Source organism: Streptomyces sp. BHT-5-2, assembly GCF_019774615.1.
Taxonomy (GTDB): Bacteria; Actinomycetota; Actinomycetes; order Streptomycetales; family Streptomycetaceae; genus Streptomyces.
Genome location: NZ_CP081496.1, coordinates 600,440 through 618,749, shown reverse-complemented (window position 1 = coordinate 618,749; position 18,310 = coordinate 600,440). Strand labels below are relative to the sequence as shown.

Sequence of the window (18,310 nt, the reverse complement as noted above, 5' to 3'; positions counted from 1 at the left end):
CACTGTGCCGGTGTCCCGCAACTCTGCTCATCCTGAGGACGGCCCCGGCGGCCCCGGCCACCCGCACGGCCCAGACGCCCCGGGCCGCGCCGCCGCCCCGACCGTCACCGTGATCGTGCCGGTCCACGACACCCGCCGCTATCTGGACCGCAGCCTCGGCTCGGTCCTCGCCCAGACCCTCGATCCGGACCGCATCGAGATCATCGCCGTCGACGACGGCTCCACCGACGGCAGCGCCGCCTGGCTCGACGAGGCCGCCGCCGCCCACCCCCGCCTCACCGTCGTCCACCAGCCCGCCTCCGGAGGCGCCGGGAGACCCCGCAACGTCGGCCTGGACCGCGCCACCGGCGACTACGTCTTCTTCCTCGACTCCGACGACCACCTCGGCCCCGAGGCCCTGGAGCGCCTCACCCGGATGGCCGAGGAACACGGCTCCGACATCGTCTACGGCCGCATCGTCGGCACCGACGGCCGCGGCGCCCCCGTCGACCTGCGCACCACCAGCCCCCGCGTCTCGGTCTTCGACTCGCCCGTCTACTGGTCGCTGGCCGCCTACAAGCTCTTCCGCCGCTCCTTCGTCGAACGCCACCACCTGCGCTTCGTCGAGGGCCGGCTGCTCGCCGAGGACCTCCCCTTCGGCATCGCCGCCCTGCTGCGCGCCGGCACCGTCTCCGTCCTCGCCGACTACGACTGCTACTACCTGCACGGCCGCGAGGACGACAGCAACGCCTCCCGCCAGGACATGGACTGGCCCGCCTACCTCGCCTACATCGACACCGTCCTGGCCGGTCTCGCCGCCGAGGTCCCGCCCGGCCCCGACCGCGACAAACTCATGATCCGCCACTTCCACGGCGAGATACTCATGCCGTTCGCGGCCCCCTACCTCGCCCGGGACGAGGCCGGCCGCCGCGCGATGCGCGAGGCCGCCCGCCCCCTCGTCGACCGCTATCTGACCGACCGGGTCTCCGCGGCCCTCCCGCCCGGCCTCCGGCTCCGCGCCCACTGCCTCCGCGCCGGCCTCGACACCGAACTGACCGACGTAGTCCGGGCCGACTCCGCCCCCGGCGCCGGCCCCGCGCCCGGCCGCCCCCGCATCGAGAACGGCCGCGCCTACGCCGCCTACCCGCACTTCCGCGACCCGGACCACCCGCTGCCGGACGCCCTCTACGACCTCACCGACCGGATCGCCGTCCGCCAGCGCCTCACCGACCTCCAGTGGGTCGGCGGCGTCCTCCACCTCCACGGCACCGCGACCCTCCGCGCCGCGGGCACCATCGGCGCCGATCGCGTGGAGCTCGTCCTCCACCGCAGCGGCGCCCACCTCCGCGTCCCCGCCGCGCACGGCCCCGACGACACCTGGCACGCCGCCCTCGACCCGGCCACCGCCTCCCACGGCACCCCATTGGCGGACGGCATCTGGGGACTGAAGATCGCGGTGGCGGCCGAAGGGGCGGACAGGGCAGAGGGAGGTACCGGGCTCGGCCCCGACGCCGCACCTGCGAAGGACGTGGACGCCCCGCCCGCCCTCCGCCGCGAAGCCTGGCTCGTCCCCGAGGGCGGCGCACCGGCCACCGACACCACGCCCCGCGTCGTCGGCCACGGCCCCGAAGGCCCCACCGTCGCCGCCCTCTTCCTCTCCTCCCCGCACGGCCACCTCCACCTCGACCTGGACCACGACGGTGCCCGCCGCCCGCTCGGCACCGATCTCCGGGGCGAGGCCGCCTGCACCCGCGCCGGCCGCGCCACGGTCGCCGCCCGCGTCACCCTCCCCGGCTGCCCCGCCGACGCCGGCCTCCAGTTCGTCCTGCGCGACGCCACCCGCTGCGTGGCCCTGCGCACCACCGTCGAACGCGGCGCCGGCGACCGCTACCGGGCCCGCTCCCGCCTCCGCAGCGGCCCCCCGGGCACCTGGCGGGTCGCCCTCCGCCTGACCGCCGGCGGCCTGCGCCGCGAAATCCCGGTCCAATCCGCCGACGGCAAGGGCCCGTTGACCCTCACGGTGCCGGCGGCAAGGGGCTGACCGCGGGGCCGACGAGGTCCATGACGCCGGTCGGCGGCACGTAGGGGACACGGTGTACGGGCATGCCGGCCCGCCTGTCCTGCTCGCGCCAGCAGCCATGTCAGAGCCGTGTCAGCCCCATGTCAGTTCCGTCCCCGATCGTGGCCGCAACGAGCCGCAAGGAGCGCCGCCACGGCCGCCGCGAAAGGAACCCCATGAGCCAGCCGCCTCCCGTCCCGCAGGGCCTCCCCATGGACCGCGACGCGGGCCCCTTCGACCCGCCCTCCGGGATCACCCGGCTGCGCGAGGCCCGCCCGGTCAGCCCCCTGGCCTTCCCCGACGGTCACGAGGGCTGGCTCGTCACCGGCTACGAAGAGGTCCGCAGGCTCATGGCCGACACCCGGTTCAGCTCCCGTCAGGACATCGGGATCATCCACGTGCCGTACGAGACCCCCGGCATGCCCACCCCCACCGAACCGTCCCCGCAGGTGCCGGGCCTGTTCGTCGCCATGGACCCGCCGGACCACACCCGGCTGCGCCGCCGGCTCACCGGCGCCTTCACCGTCAAACGCATGAAGCAGCTCGAAGACCACATCATCGAGATCACCGAGCGGCAACTGGACGAACTGGCGCGCCTCGCCCCGCCGGTCGACCTCGTCAGGGAGTTCGCGCTGCCGGTGCCCTCACTGGTGATCTGCGCACTGCTCGGTGTCCCCTACGCGGACCGCGACACCTTCCAGGCCAACTCCGCCAAGTTCATGGAGAAGGACATCGCCCTCGACGAGAAGATGGCCGCGTACGGCGCACTGACCTCGTACCTCGCCGAACTCGTCACACGCAAACGCGCCGAACCCGGCGAGGACGTCCTCTCCGACCTGGCCCGCCACGAGGACCTCACCATCGAGGAGTTGACCGGCGCCGCCTTCCTGCTGCTGCTCGCGGGCCACGAGACCACCGCCAACATGCTGGCCCTGGGCACCTTCGCGCTCCTGGAGCACCCCGAGCAGCTCGCCGAACTGCGCACCGATCCGGAACTGCTCCCCGGCGCCGTCGAGGAACTCCTGCGCTACCTGTCCGTCGGCGACATCTTCTACCGCTACGCCACGGAGGACATCGACCTCGGCGGCGAAACGATCGGCAGGGGATCGACCGTCGTCGTCTCGCTGCTGGCCGCCAACCGCGACCCCCGGCGCTTCGAGAACCCCGACACCCTGGACATCCGCCGCAAGGCCCGCGGCCACCTCTCCTTCGGCCACGGCATCCACCAGTGCCTCGGCCAGCAACTGGCCCGCATCGAGATGCGCGCCGGCTTCGGCGCCCTGCTGCGCCGCTTCCCGGACCTCGAACTCGCCGTCCCCGCCCACGAGGTGAGGCTCAGGACCGACATGAACATCTACGGCGTCCACGAACTCCCGGTCACCTGGCCGAAAACGGTCCACTGAACCCGTCGGTCGACCGTATCTCCTGCACGGCAACGCACCGTCGGGGCCTGCCTTGTGGATCGCTCCGGTGAGCGGGCGAAGCCCCACCGCAGCGCCCTAGGTCCGGGAGGAGTGCACGCGGCCTCGTGCACATCGAGCACGAGGCCGTCCGGCGGAAACCTCAGGAGCCTTTCCGCCGTGCCGTCTTGTGCGCCATGGCCTGATGACGGGCCAGCAGCGCAAAGCAGTCCGTCTCCTTGCCGTAGTCACCTGCGTCGCGTGCCTCGCGCGCGACCCGGCGAAACGCTGTGCATTCGGGGCAGTTCGGTGCCTTGCCGGAATTCATGGTGCCTTTCTTTCGCCGGGTTCGGACGGCCGCCGAGCCGCTCACCTGCCGGCCTCGCGCTGCAGCTCGGCCCAGACGCGCTTCCCCCAGGGCAGTGGGTCGTAGCCCCACCGACACGACAGGGCGTCGACGATCGCCAGACCGCGCCCGAACTCGTCGCCGGCGCTCGTCACGCGGAATTCGGGAACGCGCTTGGATTTGTCGACGACCGCGATACGGACCAACTCCCCGGCCGGACGCGTGATGGTGACGCGCACGGCACAGGTACGGGTGTGCCGTGCGGCGTTCGCGACGAGTTCGGTGACGACCAGGGCCCCGTTCTCCATGACGGAGTGCAGGCCCCAGGCGGCCAAGGCCGTACGCACCAGGATCCGAGCAGGTGCGGCGCTTTCCGCCGTGCACGGCAGAGTCTCGGCGTACCCGGGGTGTCCGGTCGGACGAACGGTGACGGCCATGAGGACCTCTGTTCCTTGGCTCGCTCAGCAGATTCCGCGAGGTGAAGCAGATGGGCGGCAACATCTCTAGACATATTCATTGAAGCGCACCTCTCTAGAGACGTCAATGTGGTCTCCGGTGAAGGCGGTGCGTGGGTTCGGTGATCACGCGTGCGGTGCCGGCGTCGCACCCATGACCTAGGGTGTCTAGAGATGAAGAGGAGGCTCCCGCATGGCCAGCACCGAGGGTGACCGTCGGCCGAAGTATCAGCGGATCGCAGACTCTCTGCGCGAGGCGATCAGGTCGGGCGAGTACGGTCCCGGTGACCGGCTTCCGGGCGAGAACGATCTGATGGCCTCGCACGGCGTGGCGCGCATGACGGCTCGGCAGGCGCTCGGCGTCCTCCAGAGCGAAGGTCTGGCGGAGTCCCGCAAGGGTGCCGGTGTCTTCGTGCGGGCGTTCCGCCCGTTGCGGCGTCAGGGCATCCAGCGCTTGGCGCGCGAGCACTGGGGTGTCGGCCGATCCGTCTGGGCCTCCGACGTCGAGGGCCGCACGGTGGTCGTGGACCAGGTCGCGGTGTCGGAGGAAGCTGCTCCGGAGGAGGTCCGGAAGGTCCTGGACCTGCGCGACGAGGACGCCGTCTGCGTGCGGCGGCGACGTTACGTGTTGGAAGGGAAGCCCGTGCTGCTCGCGACCAGTTACCTCCCTGCTTCCCTGGTCGCGGGGTCGTCCGTCACCCGCGAGGACACGGGGCCGGGCGGTGTCTACGCCCGCCTCGCCGAACTCGGCTTCGAGCCCGTGCACTTCCGCGAGGAGATCCGTTCGCGGATGCCGACGAAGGAAGAGGCCGAGCAGCTGAGCATGTCCGCGGGGACGCCGGTGATCCTCATCCATCGGACGGCCTTCGCCGACGAGGGGCGTCCCGTGGAGTTCAACGAGATGACGCTCGACGCCGCGTCGTACGTGTTGGAGTACGGCTTCGACGCGTGACGGCCCGCGCGGGTGTGGCGACACCGCATCGGCGCCCGCTCAACTCCCGTCCCGTGCCCTTTTCTTGCCGCGTTCTTGTCGCTCTTCTCGTAGCCATGCGCCGTCGACTTGTTCTATAAAAGCTAGAACAAGTCGACGAGAGGCGAGGGGCGTCGTCGCGTGGTTCCCCCTGCCTGCTTCCTGTCGATGTGTCAGATGACTGACTCAACTCACTGGGGGGTTCCATGCGTTCGCGTTCTTCTTGGCGTGGGAGGGGGCTGGCCGGGCTGGCGGCGGCGGTTGTCGTGGCGGTCGGGCCGGTGGGGGGCGTGGCCGGGGCGGTCGCGGCTCCGCGGGCCGCCGCCGCGGTCGGGCCTGCTGCGGTCGGGTCCGCCGCGGTGGTGCCCGCCGTGGACCGCGAGGTGCGGTTCGTGGCGGACGGCACCACGGCGTACGGCACGGTGCACGTCCCCGCCCACCGGGCGGGCCGCAGGCTGGCCGCGGCGCTGCTGATACCGGGCAGCGGGCCGACCGACCGCAACGGCGACGAGCCGCCCGGCCTCACCCCGCACACCCTGGCCCTCCTCGCGGGTGCGCTCGGCGGGGACGGGGTGATGACCCTGCGGTTCGACAAGTACGGCACCGGGCGGACGGGGCTCGGCGGCCGGCACCGCGCACCCGACATGGCCGCCTACACCCGCCAGGCCGTGGCCGCGTACGACACCCTGCGCGCCCAGCCGGAGGCCGACCCGCGTGCGCTGCTCGTGGTCGGGCACAGCGAGGGCGGCCTCCAGGCGCTGCTCGTCGACCGCGCGGTGCGGGCGAAGCCCGCCGGGCTCGCGCTGCTCGCGCCGCAGGACGTGCGGCTGCTGGACATGGTCGGGTTCCAGGTGGCGGACGGTCTGGACCGGGCGGTCCGGGCGGGTCGACTGAGCCCGGAGCAGGCCGCGTCGAACAAGAAGGGGGTGGCGCGGGCCGTCGCGGACTTCCGGGACGGGCGGCCGGTGGACACGTCGGGGCTGCTGCCGCCCGTCGCCGCCTTCCTCGGCGGCATGTTCGGGCCGGTCAACGCGGACTTCGTACGCAGCGACGACGCGCTCTATCCACCGGCCGTGGCCCGGGGCGTCGCGCCCGGTACGCGGACGCTCGTCACCTGCGGCACGGCGGACGCCAATGTGCCGTGCCGGACCGTGCCGGCGCTGCTGTCCGGCCTCGCCGCGGCCCGCACCACCGGCCCCGGCCTGCGGGTGCTGCCCGGCCTCGACCATCTGCTGCACCGGGCGGGGACGCCGGCCGGCGAGCCGGTGCTCGCCCCGGCGGCGCGGCGGGCCCTGCACGGGTTCGTCCGGCCCTGGCGGCAGGGGGCCGTCGACTGAGACCCGGGTCCTGAGGGCCGGGCGTCGAGGCCCGGCCCCGCTCGCGCCTCGGCCTGCGCCGGGTGTGCCTCCGCCCCGTTGGAGCCTGTGCTCCGGCGGGGCGGAGGCGCGTCAGGGGGTGGGTTCCGGATTCGTCGCCGCCTCGGATCCGGTGTGCGGGGGCTCGGTGTCCAGGCCGTCCACCAGGCGGTCGAGGAAGCGGGCGAAGGTGGCCTCGGGGGTGAGGGGGCGGCCGGGGGAGGCGAGGGCGCGGGCGAGTTCGGGATGGTGGCCGTCGGCGGCGACGGCGGCGAGGTAGCGGGCCTCGGCGGTGGCGCGGTCGGGGGAGTCGCCGGCCGCGGTGCGGGTGAGTTCATGACCGACGTGGGAGGCCACGAAGCCGGTCAGGAGGCTGAAGATCTCCAGTTTCGCGGCGCCGTCCAGGGGGAGCGGGCGGAGCGCGACGAGGGCGTGCTCCACGAAGGCCAGGGTGTGCGGCCCCAGGGTCCGGCGGGCGCTCAGGGCGGCGGGCAGCCAGGGGTGGCGGAGCATCAGGGCGCGCTGGTGGCGGGCGAGCGCCTTGAGGTCCAGGCGCCAGTCGCCGGTGAGCGGGGCGGGGGGCAGCAGCTCGCCGCCGACGTGGTCGACCATCAGCTCCAGCAGGGTCTCCTTGTCCGGGGCGTAGCTGTAGAGGGACATCACCCCGGCGCCGACCCGGGCGGCGACCGCGCGCATGGTGACGGCGTCCAGCCCTTCGGCGTCGGCGAGGGCGACAGCCGCGGCGGTGATCGCCTCGCGGGTGAAGGCAGGGCGGCGGCCGCGGCGGGGGCGGTCGGGCGTCAGCCAGAGACCGTGGGGATCGTCGGCGCCCGGCGCGCCGGACCGGCCGCCGGGGGATGCGGACGCGGGCACGGGGTCTCCTCTCAGGGCGATTCTCAGGGACGGGTCTCAGGGCGGGTCTCAGGGCTGATCTCAAGGACGGAACACCGGTCCATCCAAGCATCCGCTATTCTCGTACGTCGTACGGGAATGATGGAACGTCAGAACGTCGGAACGACGGAAGAGCGGGACGACGGAACGGCCGGCGGGAGGGCGTGATGGTGGCGGAGTGGGTGGCGCCGGACGGGCGGCCGGCGCGGGCGGCGCGGTGGATGCGCGCCATGGCGCGGAACGTGCCGACGGGCCCGTACCGGGTCGGGTGCGAGACGGGGCTGCCGGTGCCGGGCGGGGACGGGGTGCCGCTGGTGACCGACCACTACTTCCCGCGGGGGGACGGGGCGCCGCCGGCGGGCGGTGAATCCCCGCAACGGCCGGGGGAGTTCCCGACGGTGCTGGTGCGGTCGCCCTACGGGCGGGGCGTCCCGTGGGCGTCGCTGTACGGCATCCCCCTCGCGGAGCACGGTTTCCACGTGGTGGTGCAGAGCTGCCGGGGGACGGGCGGGGCGGGCGGCGCCTTCCACCTGTGGCGCAACGAGGCGGCCGACGGCCGCGCCACGGTGGCATGGCTGCGCCGACAGCCCTGGTTCAACGGCGCGTTGGGCACGATCGGCGCCAGCTACCTGGGCTACACGCAGTGGGCCCTCGCGCTGGAACCGCCGCCGGAGCTGCGGGCGATGGTGGTCCAGCTCGGGCTGCACGACCCGCATGCGTACTTCCACACGGGCGGCGCGGTCCATCTGGAGAACGCGCTGGTGTCGGGCGTCGGCATGGCCTACCAGCACCAGGGATGGTGGCCGTTCCTGCGGGCGGCGCTGCGGCTGCGGCGTTGGCTGCCCGGCGCACACCGGGAACCGGCGCCGTACACATCCGGCCCGGCGGCCGAACTGCCCTGGCTCGCCGAGGCGTTGGAGCGAACGGACGGAACCGATCCGTACTGGCGGGGCGCGTCGGCCGAGGCGGCGGCGGAGCATCCGGCGGTGCCCACCTGCCTGATCGCCGGCTGGCAGGACGTCTTCCTCGACCAGAACCTCGCGCAGTACCGGCGGCTGCACCGGGCGGGCCGCGAGACCGCGCTGCTCGTCGGGCCCTGGACACACCACTCGGCGCTCCAGCAGGGAGCACCCGAGGTGTTCGCGGAGAGCCTGGCGTGGCTGCGGGCCCACCTGTACGGGGAACGGGCCGGGCTACGGCCCACACCCGTACGGATCCACGTCGGAGGGGCAGGAGGGGCAGGAGGGGCAGGAGGGGACGGACGGGACGGACGGGACGGGCAGGACGGCGTCGGGGACGCCGGGGACGGGTGGCGGGACCTCGCGGAGTGGCCGCCGACGGCCGGGGCCGGGGAGCCCTGGTATCTGCACCCGGGCGGACGGCTGGAGCGACGGCGGACCGACGGCTCCGGCCCGGTGGGCGAGTTCCGCCACGACCCGGCCGAGCCCACCCCGTCGCTCGGCGGGCCGCTGCTCTCCGGGGCCGCGGGCCGCCGCGACAACCGGACGCTGGAGGCCCGGCCGGACGTGCTGACGTTCACCGGGCCGGTGCTGACCGAGCCGCTGGAGGTGCTGGGGCCGGTCGCGGCCCGGATGCGGGTCACGGCGGCCGGGCCGGGCGGCGCGCCCGCGGGCCGGCCCTTCGACGTCTTCGCGCGGCTGTGCGACGTGGACGGGCGGGGCCGGTCGGTGAACGTGTGCGACGGGCTGGTGCGGGTGGCCGCGCCGGGCGGGGCGGCGGAACCGCCGGAGGTGATGGTGCCGATGAGCGCGACGGCCCACCGGTTCGCCGCCGGGCACCGGGTGCGGCTACAGGTGAGCGGCGGCGCGTTCCCGCGCTACGCGCCCCCGACGGGCGCCCCGGACGACGACGGCGCGCCCGCCGGCCCCGTACGGATCGCCCTCCACCCCGGCTCGACCCTGGAACTGCCGACCTGACCGGGGACGGGGACGGGCGGCGGGGACGGGCGCAGATGCGGCTCTCGCATCCGTCCGCCCATCCCATCCCGAAAACGCCGAACCGCCCACCCCTCCGAAGAGGAGCAGGCGGCCCGAACCCACCACGCGCGTACGACCGTCGCTGTGAGCGCTGTGAGCGCCGTCAGCCCTGCCGGGACTCCGGGTGGTGGTGCTGCCAGCCCGCCCACGCCGACGTGATCATGTCGCGGACGTCGTGGCGGGCCTCCCAGCCCAGTTCCTTGGCGATGCGGTCGGCGGCGGCCACCACCCGGGCCGGGTCGCCGGCACGGCGCGGGGTGACCTCGGGCACCACGCCCCGGTGGTCGGTGATCTCCTCGATCAGATCGACCATCTCGCGGACCGAAACCCCCTCGCCCCGGCCGATGTTGAGGGTCAGATCGCGGACCGGGCCCGGCTCGGCGAGCTTGCGGGCGGCCGCGACATGCGCGTCGGCGAGGTCCGCGACATGGATGTAGTCGCGGATGCAGGTGCCGTCGGGGGTGTCGTAGTCGTCACCGAAGATCCGCGGCGCCTCCCCCTGGGTGAGCCGCTCGAAGACCATCGGGACGATGTTGAAGACACCGGTGTCGGCCAGCTCGGGCGTGGCCGTGCCGGCCACGTTGAAGTACCGCAGGCAGGCGGTGCTGATGCCGTGGGCCTTCCCCACGGCGCGCGCCATCCACTCGCCGACGAGCTTGGTCTCGCCGTACGGGTTGATCGGGGCGCAGGGGGTGTCCTCGGTGACGAGGTCCACGTCCGGCATGCCGTAGACGGCGGCGGAGGAGGAGAACACGAACCGCGGCACGCCGCCGGCGGCCATCGCCTCCAGGAGGGTCTGCAGACCGTGGACGTTCTCGCGGTAGTAGTGCAGCGGCAGCTCCACCGACTCGCCGACCTGCTTCTTCGCGGCCAGGTGGACGACGTCGGTGACGCCGTGCTCGGCGATCGTGGCGTCCAGCAGCGCGCGGTCGAGCGTCGAGCCGACGACCAGGGGCACGTCCTCGGGGACCCGGGCGCGGACGCCCGTGGTCAGGTCATCGAGGACGACGACCGACTCGCCGGCCTGCCGCAGGGCCCTTACGACATGGGAGCCGATGTAACCGGCACCACCCGTGATCAGGTAAGACATAGCGCCAATCCTAGGGAACGGGAAAGCGGAACGGCGGCCGAGGGTCGGCCGCGGGTCAGTGCCCCAGCCGCCGGGCCGCGATCCGCCACACGCTGCGCGGCCCGGACGCCACCCGGAACGCCAGCGCACCGCCGGTGGTGGTGTACGGCTGGGCCAGCAGCACCAGCCGGCGCCGGCTGGGCAGCACCCGCCGCCGCAGACCGTCGCCCACGGCCCGCAGCCCGACCCCCACGACGGTGCCGTCCGTGCAGGTCAGCCGGGCCGTGACGTCCCACGGCTCGGGCTCGTCGGGCCGCGAGCCGGGCAGCTCGGTCAGCGGGGCGAGGTCCAGCGCCGCCGCGGCCGTCCAGGCGGTGCCGTCGGCGGTGGGGGCGAGGGCGGCGGTCAGCACCGGGCCGGGGCGGCCGTCCCGGCGGCGGTGCAGCGCGACGTCGACGCTGACCGGGCCGGCCGCCGCCAGCCGCCCGTACAGGTCGTGGACCCGCAGCCGCAGCACCCCGCGGGCCGCGCCCAGCACCGGATCGGCGTCGACGGTCACCGGCAGGAGGGGCGCGGCGTCGGTGCCGGGCACGCTCTCGTCGGCGGCGGCCACCGTGTCCCCGGGCGCCAGGCCCTCCAGCCGCACCTCGGGCAGGTCCGCCGACCACACCGGGGCGCCGTCGCGGTCCGTCGCGTACGGCGGCAGCAGACGGCCGGGACGGGCCGCCAGCTGCGTCAGCCGGTCCAGGTCGCGCGGCGCGGACGAGGCCAGCACCACCCGGGCCAGCCAGCGGGCCGGGGCGTGCGCGGCCCGCACCTCGGCGTCCTCGAAGGAGGCCAGGTGGTCGCGGGTCAGCTGCCACCACTCGGCGCGGTAGTCCGCGCCACGGGTGTGCAGCTCCCGGACGTACATCCGCAGATCGTGGTCGAGGAACTTGGTGGCGGCCGCCGCCACCAGCGTCTTGTGCCCGGCGTCGCCGAGGATCCGCAGCACGGTGCGGTGCGCCTCGATGCGCTGCCGCCAGTTGGCGACGTCCTTGCGGTCCAGGGAGATCGACTGCTTGGCGGCGGCGCGGCGCACATGCCAGACGTAGACCGTGTCGGGCACCGTGGCGATCTTCGGGGCGGCGGCCAGCACCCGGGCGGTGAAGACGAAGTCCTCGTAGTGGTAACGGCCTTCGGGGAAGGCGATGCCGTGGCCGGTGAGGAACTCCCGGGCGTAGAGCTTGTTGACGCAGAGCGTGTCCCGGACCAGCTGCGGCGCGGCGTCGGGCCCGTCGTACACGGCCGGCTCGCGGTACAGCTCCGGCTGCCAGGGCACGTCGCGGCGGGCCGGCAGCTCCCGGCGGACACAGGCGCCCGCGGCGACCGGCGCCCCGTGCTCCAGCGCCGCGGACAGCAGCGCCGGCACCGCGCCCGGCGGCAGCACGTCGTCGCTGTCGAGGAACATCACATAGCGGCCGACGGCGGCCCGCAGCCCGTCGTTGCGGGGGGAACCGCAGCCGCCGCTGTTCTCGCCGCGGTGCAGGACCCGCAGCCGCGGCTCGGTGCGGGCCAGGGCGTCCAGCGCCGCGCCGGTGCCGTCGGTGGAGGCGTCGTCCACCGCGATCACCTCCGCGACCGCGTCTCCCTGGTCCCCCTGCGCGAGCGCCGACCGCACCGCGTCGGCGACGTGCACGGCGTCGTTGAACGCGATGACGACGACGCTGACCTGCGCGGCGGGCGACAGGGCGGGCCCAGGCTGTGACTCAAGGGCGTCATTCACAGTCACTAAATCTACATTTCGTGTCGACAGCACTTGGCGCGAGCGGGTCCGGGCCCCTGTCCTCCAGGGTCAGAGGCCGAAATCCGCCGAACGGTTGCACCCGCCGCCCGCTTTTTTCGCCTCATTGCCGTCTCGTGACCAGCCGGCCCCCGGAACCCGGACCCGGACCGCGGGGCGACCCGCGCGGACGCCCCGCAGGGACGCCCGTACATGCTGTAACGACGCCACCGCCGGGAGATGCCGATCCGGACCCCGCACACCGCACCGCCCCGTGCCGCCGGACCCGCCGCCCTCACCGCGCCGCCGGCCCGCTCACTCCATGACCAGATCCGCGACCCGCCCCGCCGCCCCGCCGTCGTCGAGATGACAGAACTCCCGCCGGAACTCCGCATACGCCGGCGCACTCGCCCGCACCACCGCCGGCAGATCCCCCAGCGCCTCGACCAGCTCGCCCGTCGACGACAGCAGCGGCCCCGGCACCCGCGCCTCGAAGTCCAGGCTGAAACCGCGCAACGTGTCACGGTAGTGCGCCAGATCAGGGGTGAGGAACAGCATCGGCCGGCCGGTGTTGGCGAAGTCCACGGCCAGCGACGAGTAGTCCGTGACCAGCACGTCCGCGGCCAGCAGCAGCTCCGTCGCGTCCGGGTACGACGACACGTCCACCGCGAACGGCGCATGGTGCGCCGGCAGCCGGTCGGGCACCTGCGGATGGCTGCGCACCAGCAGCACATGGTCCCCCGCCAGCGCCGACCGCGCCGCGGCCAGGTCCAGCGGCAGATGCAGCCGGTGGTGCGAGGCGTCGTACGCCACGTCGTCGCGCGGCGTCGGCGCGTACAGCACCACCCGCTGGTCCGGCCGCACCCCCAGCCGGGCCCGGACCGCCGCGGCCACCTCCTCCCGGCCCGCGGCGTGCAGCGCGTCGGTCCGCGGCAGCCCCGTCTCCAGCATCTTCCCGGCATAGCCCAGCGCCGACCGCAGCACCGGCGTGCTCGCCGCGTTCGGCGACAGCAGCACGCTCCACTGCCGGCCCAGCCGCGGCCGCGGCGCCAGATGGGCCAGCCCCCCGCACAGCGTCCCCGCCAGATCCGCGCCGATCCGCTTCAGCGGCGTCCCGTGCCAGGTCTGGATCACCCGCTGCCCGGCCCGCCGCACGAACCAGCGCGGCAGATGCGTGTTGGTCACGACCCAGTGGCTGTGCGCCAGCGCCCCGTGCCAGGCCGCACTGCCCACGAGCACCGGCCGGGCCGTCGGCGGCACCTCGGTCTGCGCGTCCCGCACCGCCCACAGATGCGTCACGTCCAGCCCCCGCCGCACCAGCTCCTCGTGCACCGCCCGCGGCGAGTCCCCGTACGCCCGGCCGCCGAAACTGCTGTAGAGCACGGTGTCCCGCAGCGGCCGGGAACGGTGCAGCGGATAGTGCTGCTCGCGCAGCACCCGCCGCCGGTACGGGCCCCGGTCCACCGGCGGCAGCGCCGGCCCGGCCGCCACGAACACCTCGTCGTGCCCCACCCGGTCCAGCGTGAACGGCTTCCCGCGCACCGTCCGCGACACCGGCAGCCCGTCGAACACCGACGGCGCGTACCGCACCGGCGCGTCCGACGACGACCCCGCCGCCCCCTGCGCCCGCAGATGCACCGTCCAGCGGCCCTCCCGCAGCGGCACCTCCCCGGCCAGCGACGGCAGCGCCGCCAGCGGCAGCGCGCAGTGGAACCGCCCCGCGTCGTGGACGGCCGGGAACGCCGCCTCGGCGGCATGCGCGGTGTGCTTGAGGACCAGCTCCGGGGCCGGCGGCGCGGCGTCCGGCAGCACCCCCGCCAGCAGCAGCGTCCCGTCCGTCCGCCACACCACCCGGTCCACGTACGCCTGCGGCACCCGGTCGTACAGCACCAGATCCCCGGCCGGGGACGCCGCCGCCACCAACTCCCGCCCGTGCGGCAGCGGATGGGCCACCGGCAGCATCCCCGGCGGGCAGCCCACCGGGTCGGTGCCGCCGCCCGGCAGCACCAGCTCCGGCAGCCAGGTCTCGGTGTGCGGCGGGGGGATCGCGGCCGGCTCGCCGTCCCGCCCGGGCCGCGCCGCGTCCCACGCGTCCAGTCGCACCCGCACCACGCACCGCCCGCCACCGGCGTCCGCGCCCTCGCCGCGCTCCTCCGCGGCCGCCGCGCCCGCACCGTCCCCGGCGTCCGTGCCGTCCCCGCCGCCGTCCGCCGCGCCCTCCACCGGGAACGACACCACCGTCCCCGTCCCCCCGTGCGTCAGCCGCAGCGCCACCGGCGCCGGCCCCGGAGCCGCCACCGCCAACTCCAGCGCCCCGCCCACCACCGCCGGCGGCCCCACCAGCCGCCGCACCCGCCGATCCACCGCGATCCGCAGCCGCCCGTCCACATACCGCGGCGTCACCCGCATCCCGTCCACACCCTCGAACGCCCCCGGCGCCGCCCCCGAACCGCTCTCCGGCGCACCCAACTCCCCGGACCGCACCACCCCCGCCGACGCCAGCAGCACCTCCACCCGCCACTCGCCCGGCACCAGCCGCCCCGCACGGCGCAACCGCGCCGGATCCACCCGCAGCTCGAACCCCGCCCAGTCGTAACAGTGCAGCTCCTGCCCGGACGCCACGGTCGCCTCCGGCATCGCCACCGTCCGCAGCGGCAGCACGATCCGCCGCCGCCCGCACGACAGCACCGCCGTCCGCAGATACCCGTGCCGCGTCCCCGCCGGCAGATTCCGCAAGTACGCCCAGCCCCGCAACAACAGCTCCCCGCCCCGCCACACCGCCTCCCGCACCTCCGCCCGCACCGGGAAGTCCGCCCGCGCCAGCCGCACCACCCCCGCCGGCAACTCCACCGACGGATCCGCCGGCAGCACCGCCCGCCGCCGCAACGGCGCCCCCGCCACCACGAAACCCCCCGGATTGCGCGCCTCGTGCCCCAGCAGCGCCACCAGATCCGACAACCGCCCCGCCCGGACCAGATACCACCGCATCCGCAACTCCACCGGCAGCGCCCGCAACAACCGCGGATCGGTCCGCGACAGAAAGTCCCGCGCACAGTCCAGAAACGCCGTCCGCACCTCCGACGGCGCCCCCGGCAGCGCCGCCACCAGATCCAGCAACCCCCCGGTCAACTGCGCCCGGTCGTACTCCGCCCGCAGCCGCCCGCACGCCGGACGCACCGGATCCGCCAGCAACGCCCGCATCCGCGCCACCGCCGCGAACCGGTCCCGCACCCCCTGCGCATCCGGCCCCCGGCGCCCACCCGGCCCCTCCGGCAGCCGCCAGTAGCAGACATGCTCGTGCAGCACGTCCACCGCCTCCGCCAGGACGTGCGCGGGCAACGCCACCGCCGCCCCGTCGCACCACTCCCCCTCGGGGAAGGCGAAACCGTGCCGCTCCCAGAACGCCCGCCGGAACACCTTGTTCCGCACGAAGTGATCGCCCAGCAGCGCCGGATCCTCCGAGACGTGGGTACGCAGCACCGTCTCCCGTGCCGCCGGATGGTCCGCCGACTGGCTCCGGCCCGCTGCCCCCAGCCGGTAGACGTTGCCGGTCGCCAGATCCGCCCCCGACGCCTCCAACAACCCCGTCAGATCCTCGTACGCCCGCGGCAGCAGCACATCGTCCGGCGCCAGGAACGCCAGATACGCGGTGTGCGGAAAGGCGTGCCGGGCACCGGCGTTCCACGCCCCGCCCCGGCCCCCGCCCGCATGGTGCACCACCCGGAACCGCGGATCCCGCTCCGCCAGCCGCCGCCACGGCCCCTCCAACGGCCCCTCCGCCGGCCCGTCGTCCACCAGCACCACGTCCAACTCCGCCAGCGTCTGGGCCGCCACCGACTCCAGACACTCCTCCACATGGCGCGCGGACCCCGCACCGCGCGGGACCGGGACGACGACGGTGAGCCGAGGCTTCATGGGCTTGACGAGCCTTTCCGGACAGGCGGACCACGGGAGGCAACCCCCGGGCGGATACGGGACGATGCGGCCGACTCGACCCTCAACTCGTCCATCGGCGACCCGGTCACCGGCGCTGCGCTGAAAGGGTGAGGCGAAGGTGCGGCGGAACGGCCCGGACCGCGCGATGGCGTAGACCGTGGGACAGCGTGCCCGGTGCCCCGTGCGCCGGACACCGGCAACCGCCCGCCGCCCAGGAAGGTGACCGCCCCGCGATGCCCGGACGAACCGACAGCTCCGCCGCCACCGACCGCCCCGACACCGCGGCCCCCACCCCCGGAACCCCCACCGCCCGCCCCCCGCACCCGGCCGGCACCGCCCCGGCCGCCTCCACCGTCCGCCTCCCCGCCCACCGCCGGCGCGCCGCCCTGACCCGGCTGCTGACCACCCGGCCCCCCTTCGCCCGGCAGGTACGCCGGATCGGCCCCGGCCGCGTCCTGGAGATCGGCTGCGGCGACGGCGACACCCTCGCCGCCTGCGCCCCCGGCAGCGTCGGCATCGACCACGACCCGCGCTCCGTCGCCCACTGCCGCGCCCGCGGCCTCGCCGCCTACACCGCCGACGCCTTCCTGGCCGGCCCGCACGCCCGCCCCGGCGCCTTCGACGCCCTGCTCACCGCCCACGTCCTCCAGCACCTCGACGACGAACAGGTCGAGGACCTGCTGCGCGCCTACGTCCCCTACGTCCGGCCCGGCGGCGGCGTCCTGCTGATCACCGCCCAGGAAGCCGGCCACCGCGCCGGGCCCGACCCCGTCCGCTTCACCGACTTCACCCTGCTGCGGGCCTTCGCCGCCTCCGCCGGGCTGACCGTCCGGCGCACCTACTCCCACCCCCTGCCCCGCACCGCCGGACGGGTACTGCGCACCAACTCCTTCGTCCTGGTCGGCCAGGTCCCCCCGGGCTGAACCGGGCTGAACCGGGCGGACCGGCACACCCCGCCGGCCCGCCCGCCGCCCGCTACCGCCTACGGGCCCGCACCAGCGCCCGGGTCACGATCGGCGGCAGCACGTCCCGCGCCACCCGCCGCAGCGCACCGCGCGGCGGGCGCGGCGCCGGCCCCCCGGCGGCCGGCCGGGCCGCCCCGGCCGCGCCCGCCGGCTCCGGAGCCCCCTCCGCCGCGGCCGCCGGCGCCCCGGCGTGCCGGGACACCGGATGCGCCGGCTCCCGCGCACCCTTGGCACTCAGCCGCACCAGCGGTGCACCGTTGACCTGCTGCACCTCGTGCCACACGTCGCCGCGCTCGGCCAGCCACGCCAGCAGCGCCTCCCGGTACGGCTCCGGATCGCCCCACGTCCCGTAGAACTTCGTGCCCGTCACACAGATCGGCCGCAGCCCGTGCCCGGTCACCGCCTGCCAGGTGGCGGCGGCCACCCCCGGGCAGTGCTCGGCACGGTAGTCGTCCATCACCACCACCCCGCGGCCGGTCAGCAGCTCCCGCACCGCCAAGATGTCGCCGTGCACATGCTCGTACAGATGCGAGGCGTCGATGTGCGCGAACCGCACACTGTCCGCCGCCACATGCTCCACCACCGACGAGCTCAGCCCCTGCACGATCACCGGCAACTCGTCATGGAACGCCAGGTAGTTGGCCTCGAACGCCCGGCGCGTCAGCGTCGCGTAGGACTTCGCCATCTCTTTGGAGTTGAGGTCGTCCTCCGCCGGGGAGTCGAACAGGTCGCAGACCGTGAAGCGCTCGCCCGGGCGCAGCCGCGCACCCAGGAAGATCGCGCTCTTGCCCAGGTACGCGCCCAGCTCCAGCAGGTCACCCGCCACCGACCGGTCCTGCTGATGGCGCAGGAACCAGTCGAAGAGCAGCTGATCGGCGGTGAAGAACCAGCCCTTGACCTCGGACAGCCGGGTCGGGCGCGGCAGGTGGTCGGCACTCTGGTCTGCGGTCACGACAGTCATGTGCGGTCCGTCTCCAGACGGTCGGGAATCGATGGCGATGTACGACACGAGGACGCGGCACGGCACCGGCACCCGGCACCAAACGCCGCGGGCAACCCGGCCGCACCGCGCGTTGCACGGAACGGCCGTCATCGTGGGGCAGCAACATGAACGGAAGGTGAGCAC

General features: G+C 74.8%; 13 protein-coding genes. 6 read left to right on the top strand and 7 right to left on the bottom strand.

Annotated elements, in window-relative coordinates:
* Positions 1-10 precede the first annotated feature (10 nt).
* Together K2224_RS02605 and K2224_RS02600 are read left to right on the top strand one after the other, a co-directional pair.
* Positions 11-2,020, top strand: a complete 2,010-nt coding sequence (locus tag K2224_RS02605) for a glycosyltransferase (protein ID WP_221905052.1) — start codon at positions 11-13, stop codon at positions 2,018-2,020.
* Positions 2,021-2,214: 194 nt separating this feature from the next.
* A complete protein-coding gene (locus K2224_RS02600; protein WP_221905051.1) occupies positions 2,215-3,441 on the top strand; it encodes a cytochrome P450 in 1,227 nt (408 codons plus the stop codon).
* A gap of 160 nt (positions 3,442-3,601) precedes the next feature.
* Here K2224_RS02600 and K2224_RS02595 read toward each other — a convergent pair whose 3' ends face one another.
* Both K2224_RS02595 and K2224_RS02590 read right to left on the bottom strand, forming a co-directional pair.
* Positions 3,602-3,766 (bottom strand): hypothetical protein, encoded by a 165-nt coding sequence (locus tag K2224_RS02595; protein WP_221905050.1) that lies wholly within the window; start codon positions 3,764-3,766, stop codon positions 3,602-3,604.
* Positions 3,767-3,807: 41 nt separating this feature from the next.
* Positions 3,808-4,221, bottom strand: coding sequence for an ATP-binding protein (locus K2224_RS02590; RefSeq protein WP_221905049.1), 414 nt, complete (start codon positions 4,219-4,221; stop codon positions 3,808-3,810).
* 211 nt (positions 4,222-4,432) lie between these two features.
* Between K2224_RS02590 and K2224_RS02585 the strand changes: the two genes are divergently transcribed.
* Positions 4,433-5,191, top strand: coding sequence for a GntR family transcriptional regulator (locus tag K2224_RS02585; RefSeq protein ID WP_221905048.1), 759 nt, complete (start codon positions 4,433-4,435; stop codon positions 5,189-5,191).
* A 308-nt stretch (positions 5,192-5,499) separates the two neighbouring features.
* Positions 5,500-6,546: a serine aminopeptidase domain-containing protein gene (locus K2224_RS02580; protein WP_260692310.1), complete on the top strand. Its 1,047-nt coding sequence runs from the start codon at positions 5,500-5,502 to the stop codon at positions 6,544-6,546.
* A gap of 111 nt (positions 6,547-6,657) precedes the next feature.
* Here the strand turns inward: K2224_RS02580 and K2224_RS02575 are convergent, their stop codons facing one another.
* Entirely contained in the window at positions 6,658-7,437 is a 780-nt protein-coding gene (locus tag K2224_RS02575) for a TetR/AcrR family transcriptional regulator (RefSeq protein WP_221905046.1), read from the bottom strand.
* A gap of 185 nt (positions 7,438-7,622) precedes the next feature.
* Here K2224_RS02575 and K2224_RS02570 point away from each other — a divergent pair, with 185 nt between their 5' ends.
* Positions 7,623-9,392, top strand: coding sequence for a CocE/NonD family hydrolase (locus tag K2224_RS02570; protein ID WP_260692309.1), 1,770 nt, complete (start codon positions 7,623-7,625; stop codon positions 9,390-9,392).
* 163 nt (positions 9,393-9,555) lie between these two features.
* Here K2224_RS02570 and galE read toward each other — a convergent pair whose 3' ends face one another.
* The 3 genes from galE to K2224_RS41285 all read right to left on the bottom strand — a co-directional run bounded on the left by galE (position 9,556) and on the right by K2224_RS41285 (position 16,198).
* Complete coding sequence (galE, locus tag K2224_RS02565; RefSeq protein WP_221905045.1) at positions 9,556-10,542, bottom strand: UDP-glucose 4-epimerase GalE; 987 nt, start codon at positions 10,540-10,542, stop codon at positions 9,556-9,558.
* Between the two features lie 55 nt (positions 10,543-10,597).
* Positions 10,598-12,286: a glycosyltransferase family 2 protein gene (locus K2224_RS02560; protein WP_221905044.1), complete on the bottom strand. Its 1,689-nt coding sequence runs from the start codon at positions 12,284-12,286 to the stop codon at positions 10,598-10,600.
* 312 nt (positions 12,287-12,598) lie between these two features.
* The gene (locus K2224_RS41285; RefSeq protein ID WP_221905043.1) at positions 12,599-16,198 is read right to left on the bottom strand and encodes a CDP-glycerol glycerophosphotransferase family protein; all 3,600 of its coding nucleotides are present in this window, start codon (positions 16,196-16,198) and stop codon (positions 12,599-12,601) included.
* 254 nt (positions 16,199-16,452) lie between these two features.
* Here K2224_RS41285 and K2224_RS02550 point away from each other — a divergent pair, with 254 nt between their 5' ends.
* The gene (locus K2224_RS02550; RefSeq protein ID WP_221905042.1) at positions 16,453-17,142 is read left to right on the top strand and encodes a bifunctional 2-polyprenyl-6-hydroxyphenol methylase/3-demethylubiquinol 3-O-methyltransferase UbiG; all 690 of its coding nucleotides are present in this window, start codon (positions 16,453-16,455) and stop codon (positions 17,140-17,142) included.
* Between the two features lie 52 nt (positions 17,143-17,194).
* On the opposite strand, the gene K2224_RS02545 is transcribed toward K2224_RS02550, so the two are convergent.
* Positions 17,195-18,145, bottom strand: a complete 951-nt coding sequence (locus K2224_RS02545) for a class I SAM-dependent methyltransferase (RefSeq protein WP_221905041.1) — start codon at positions 18,143-18,145, stop codon at positions 17,195-17,197.
* Positions 18,146-18,310 lie beyond the last annotated feature (165 nt).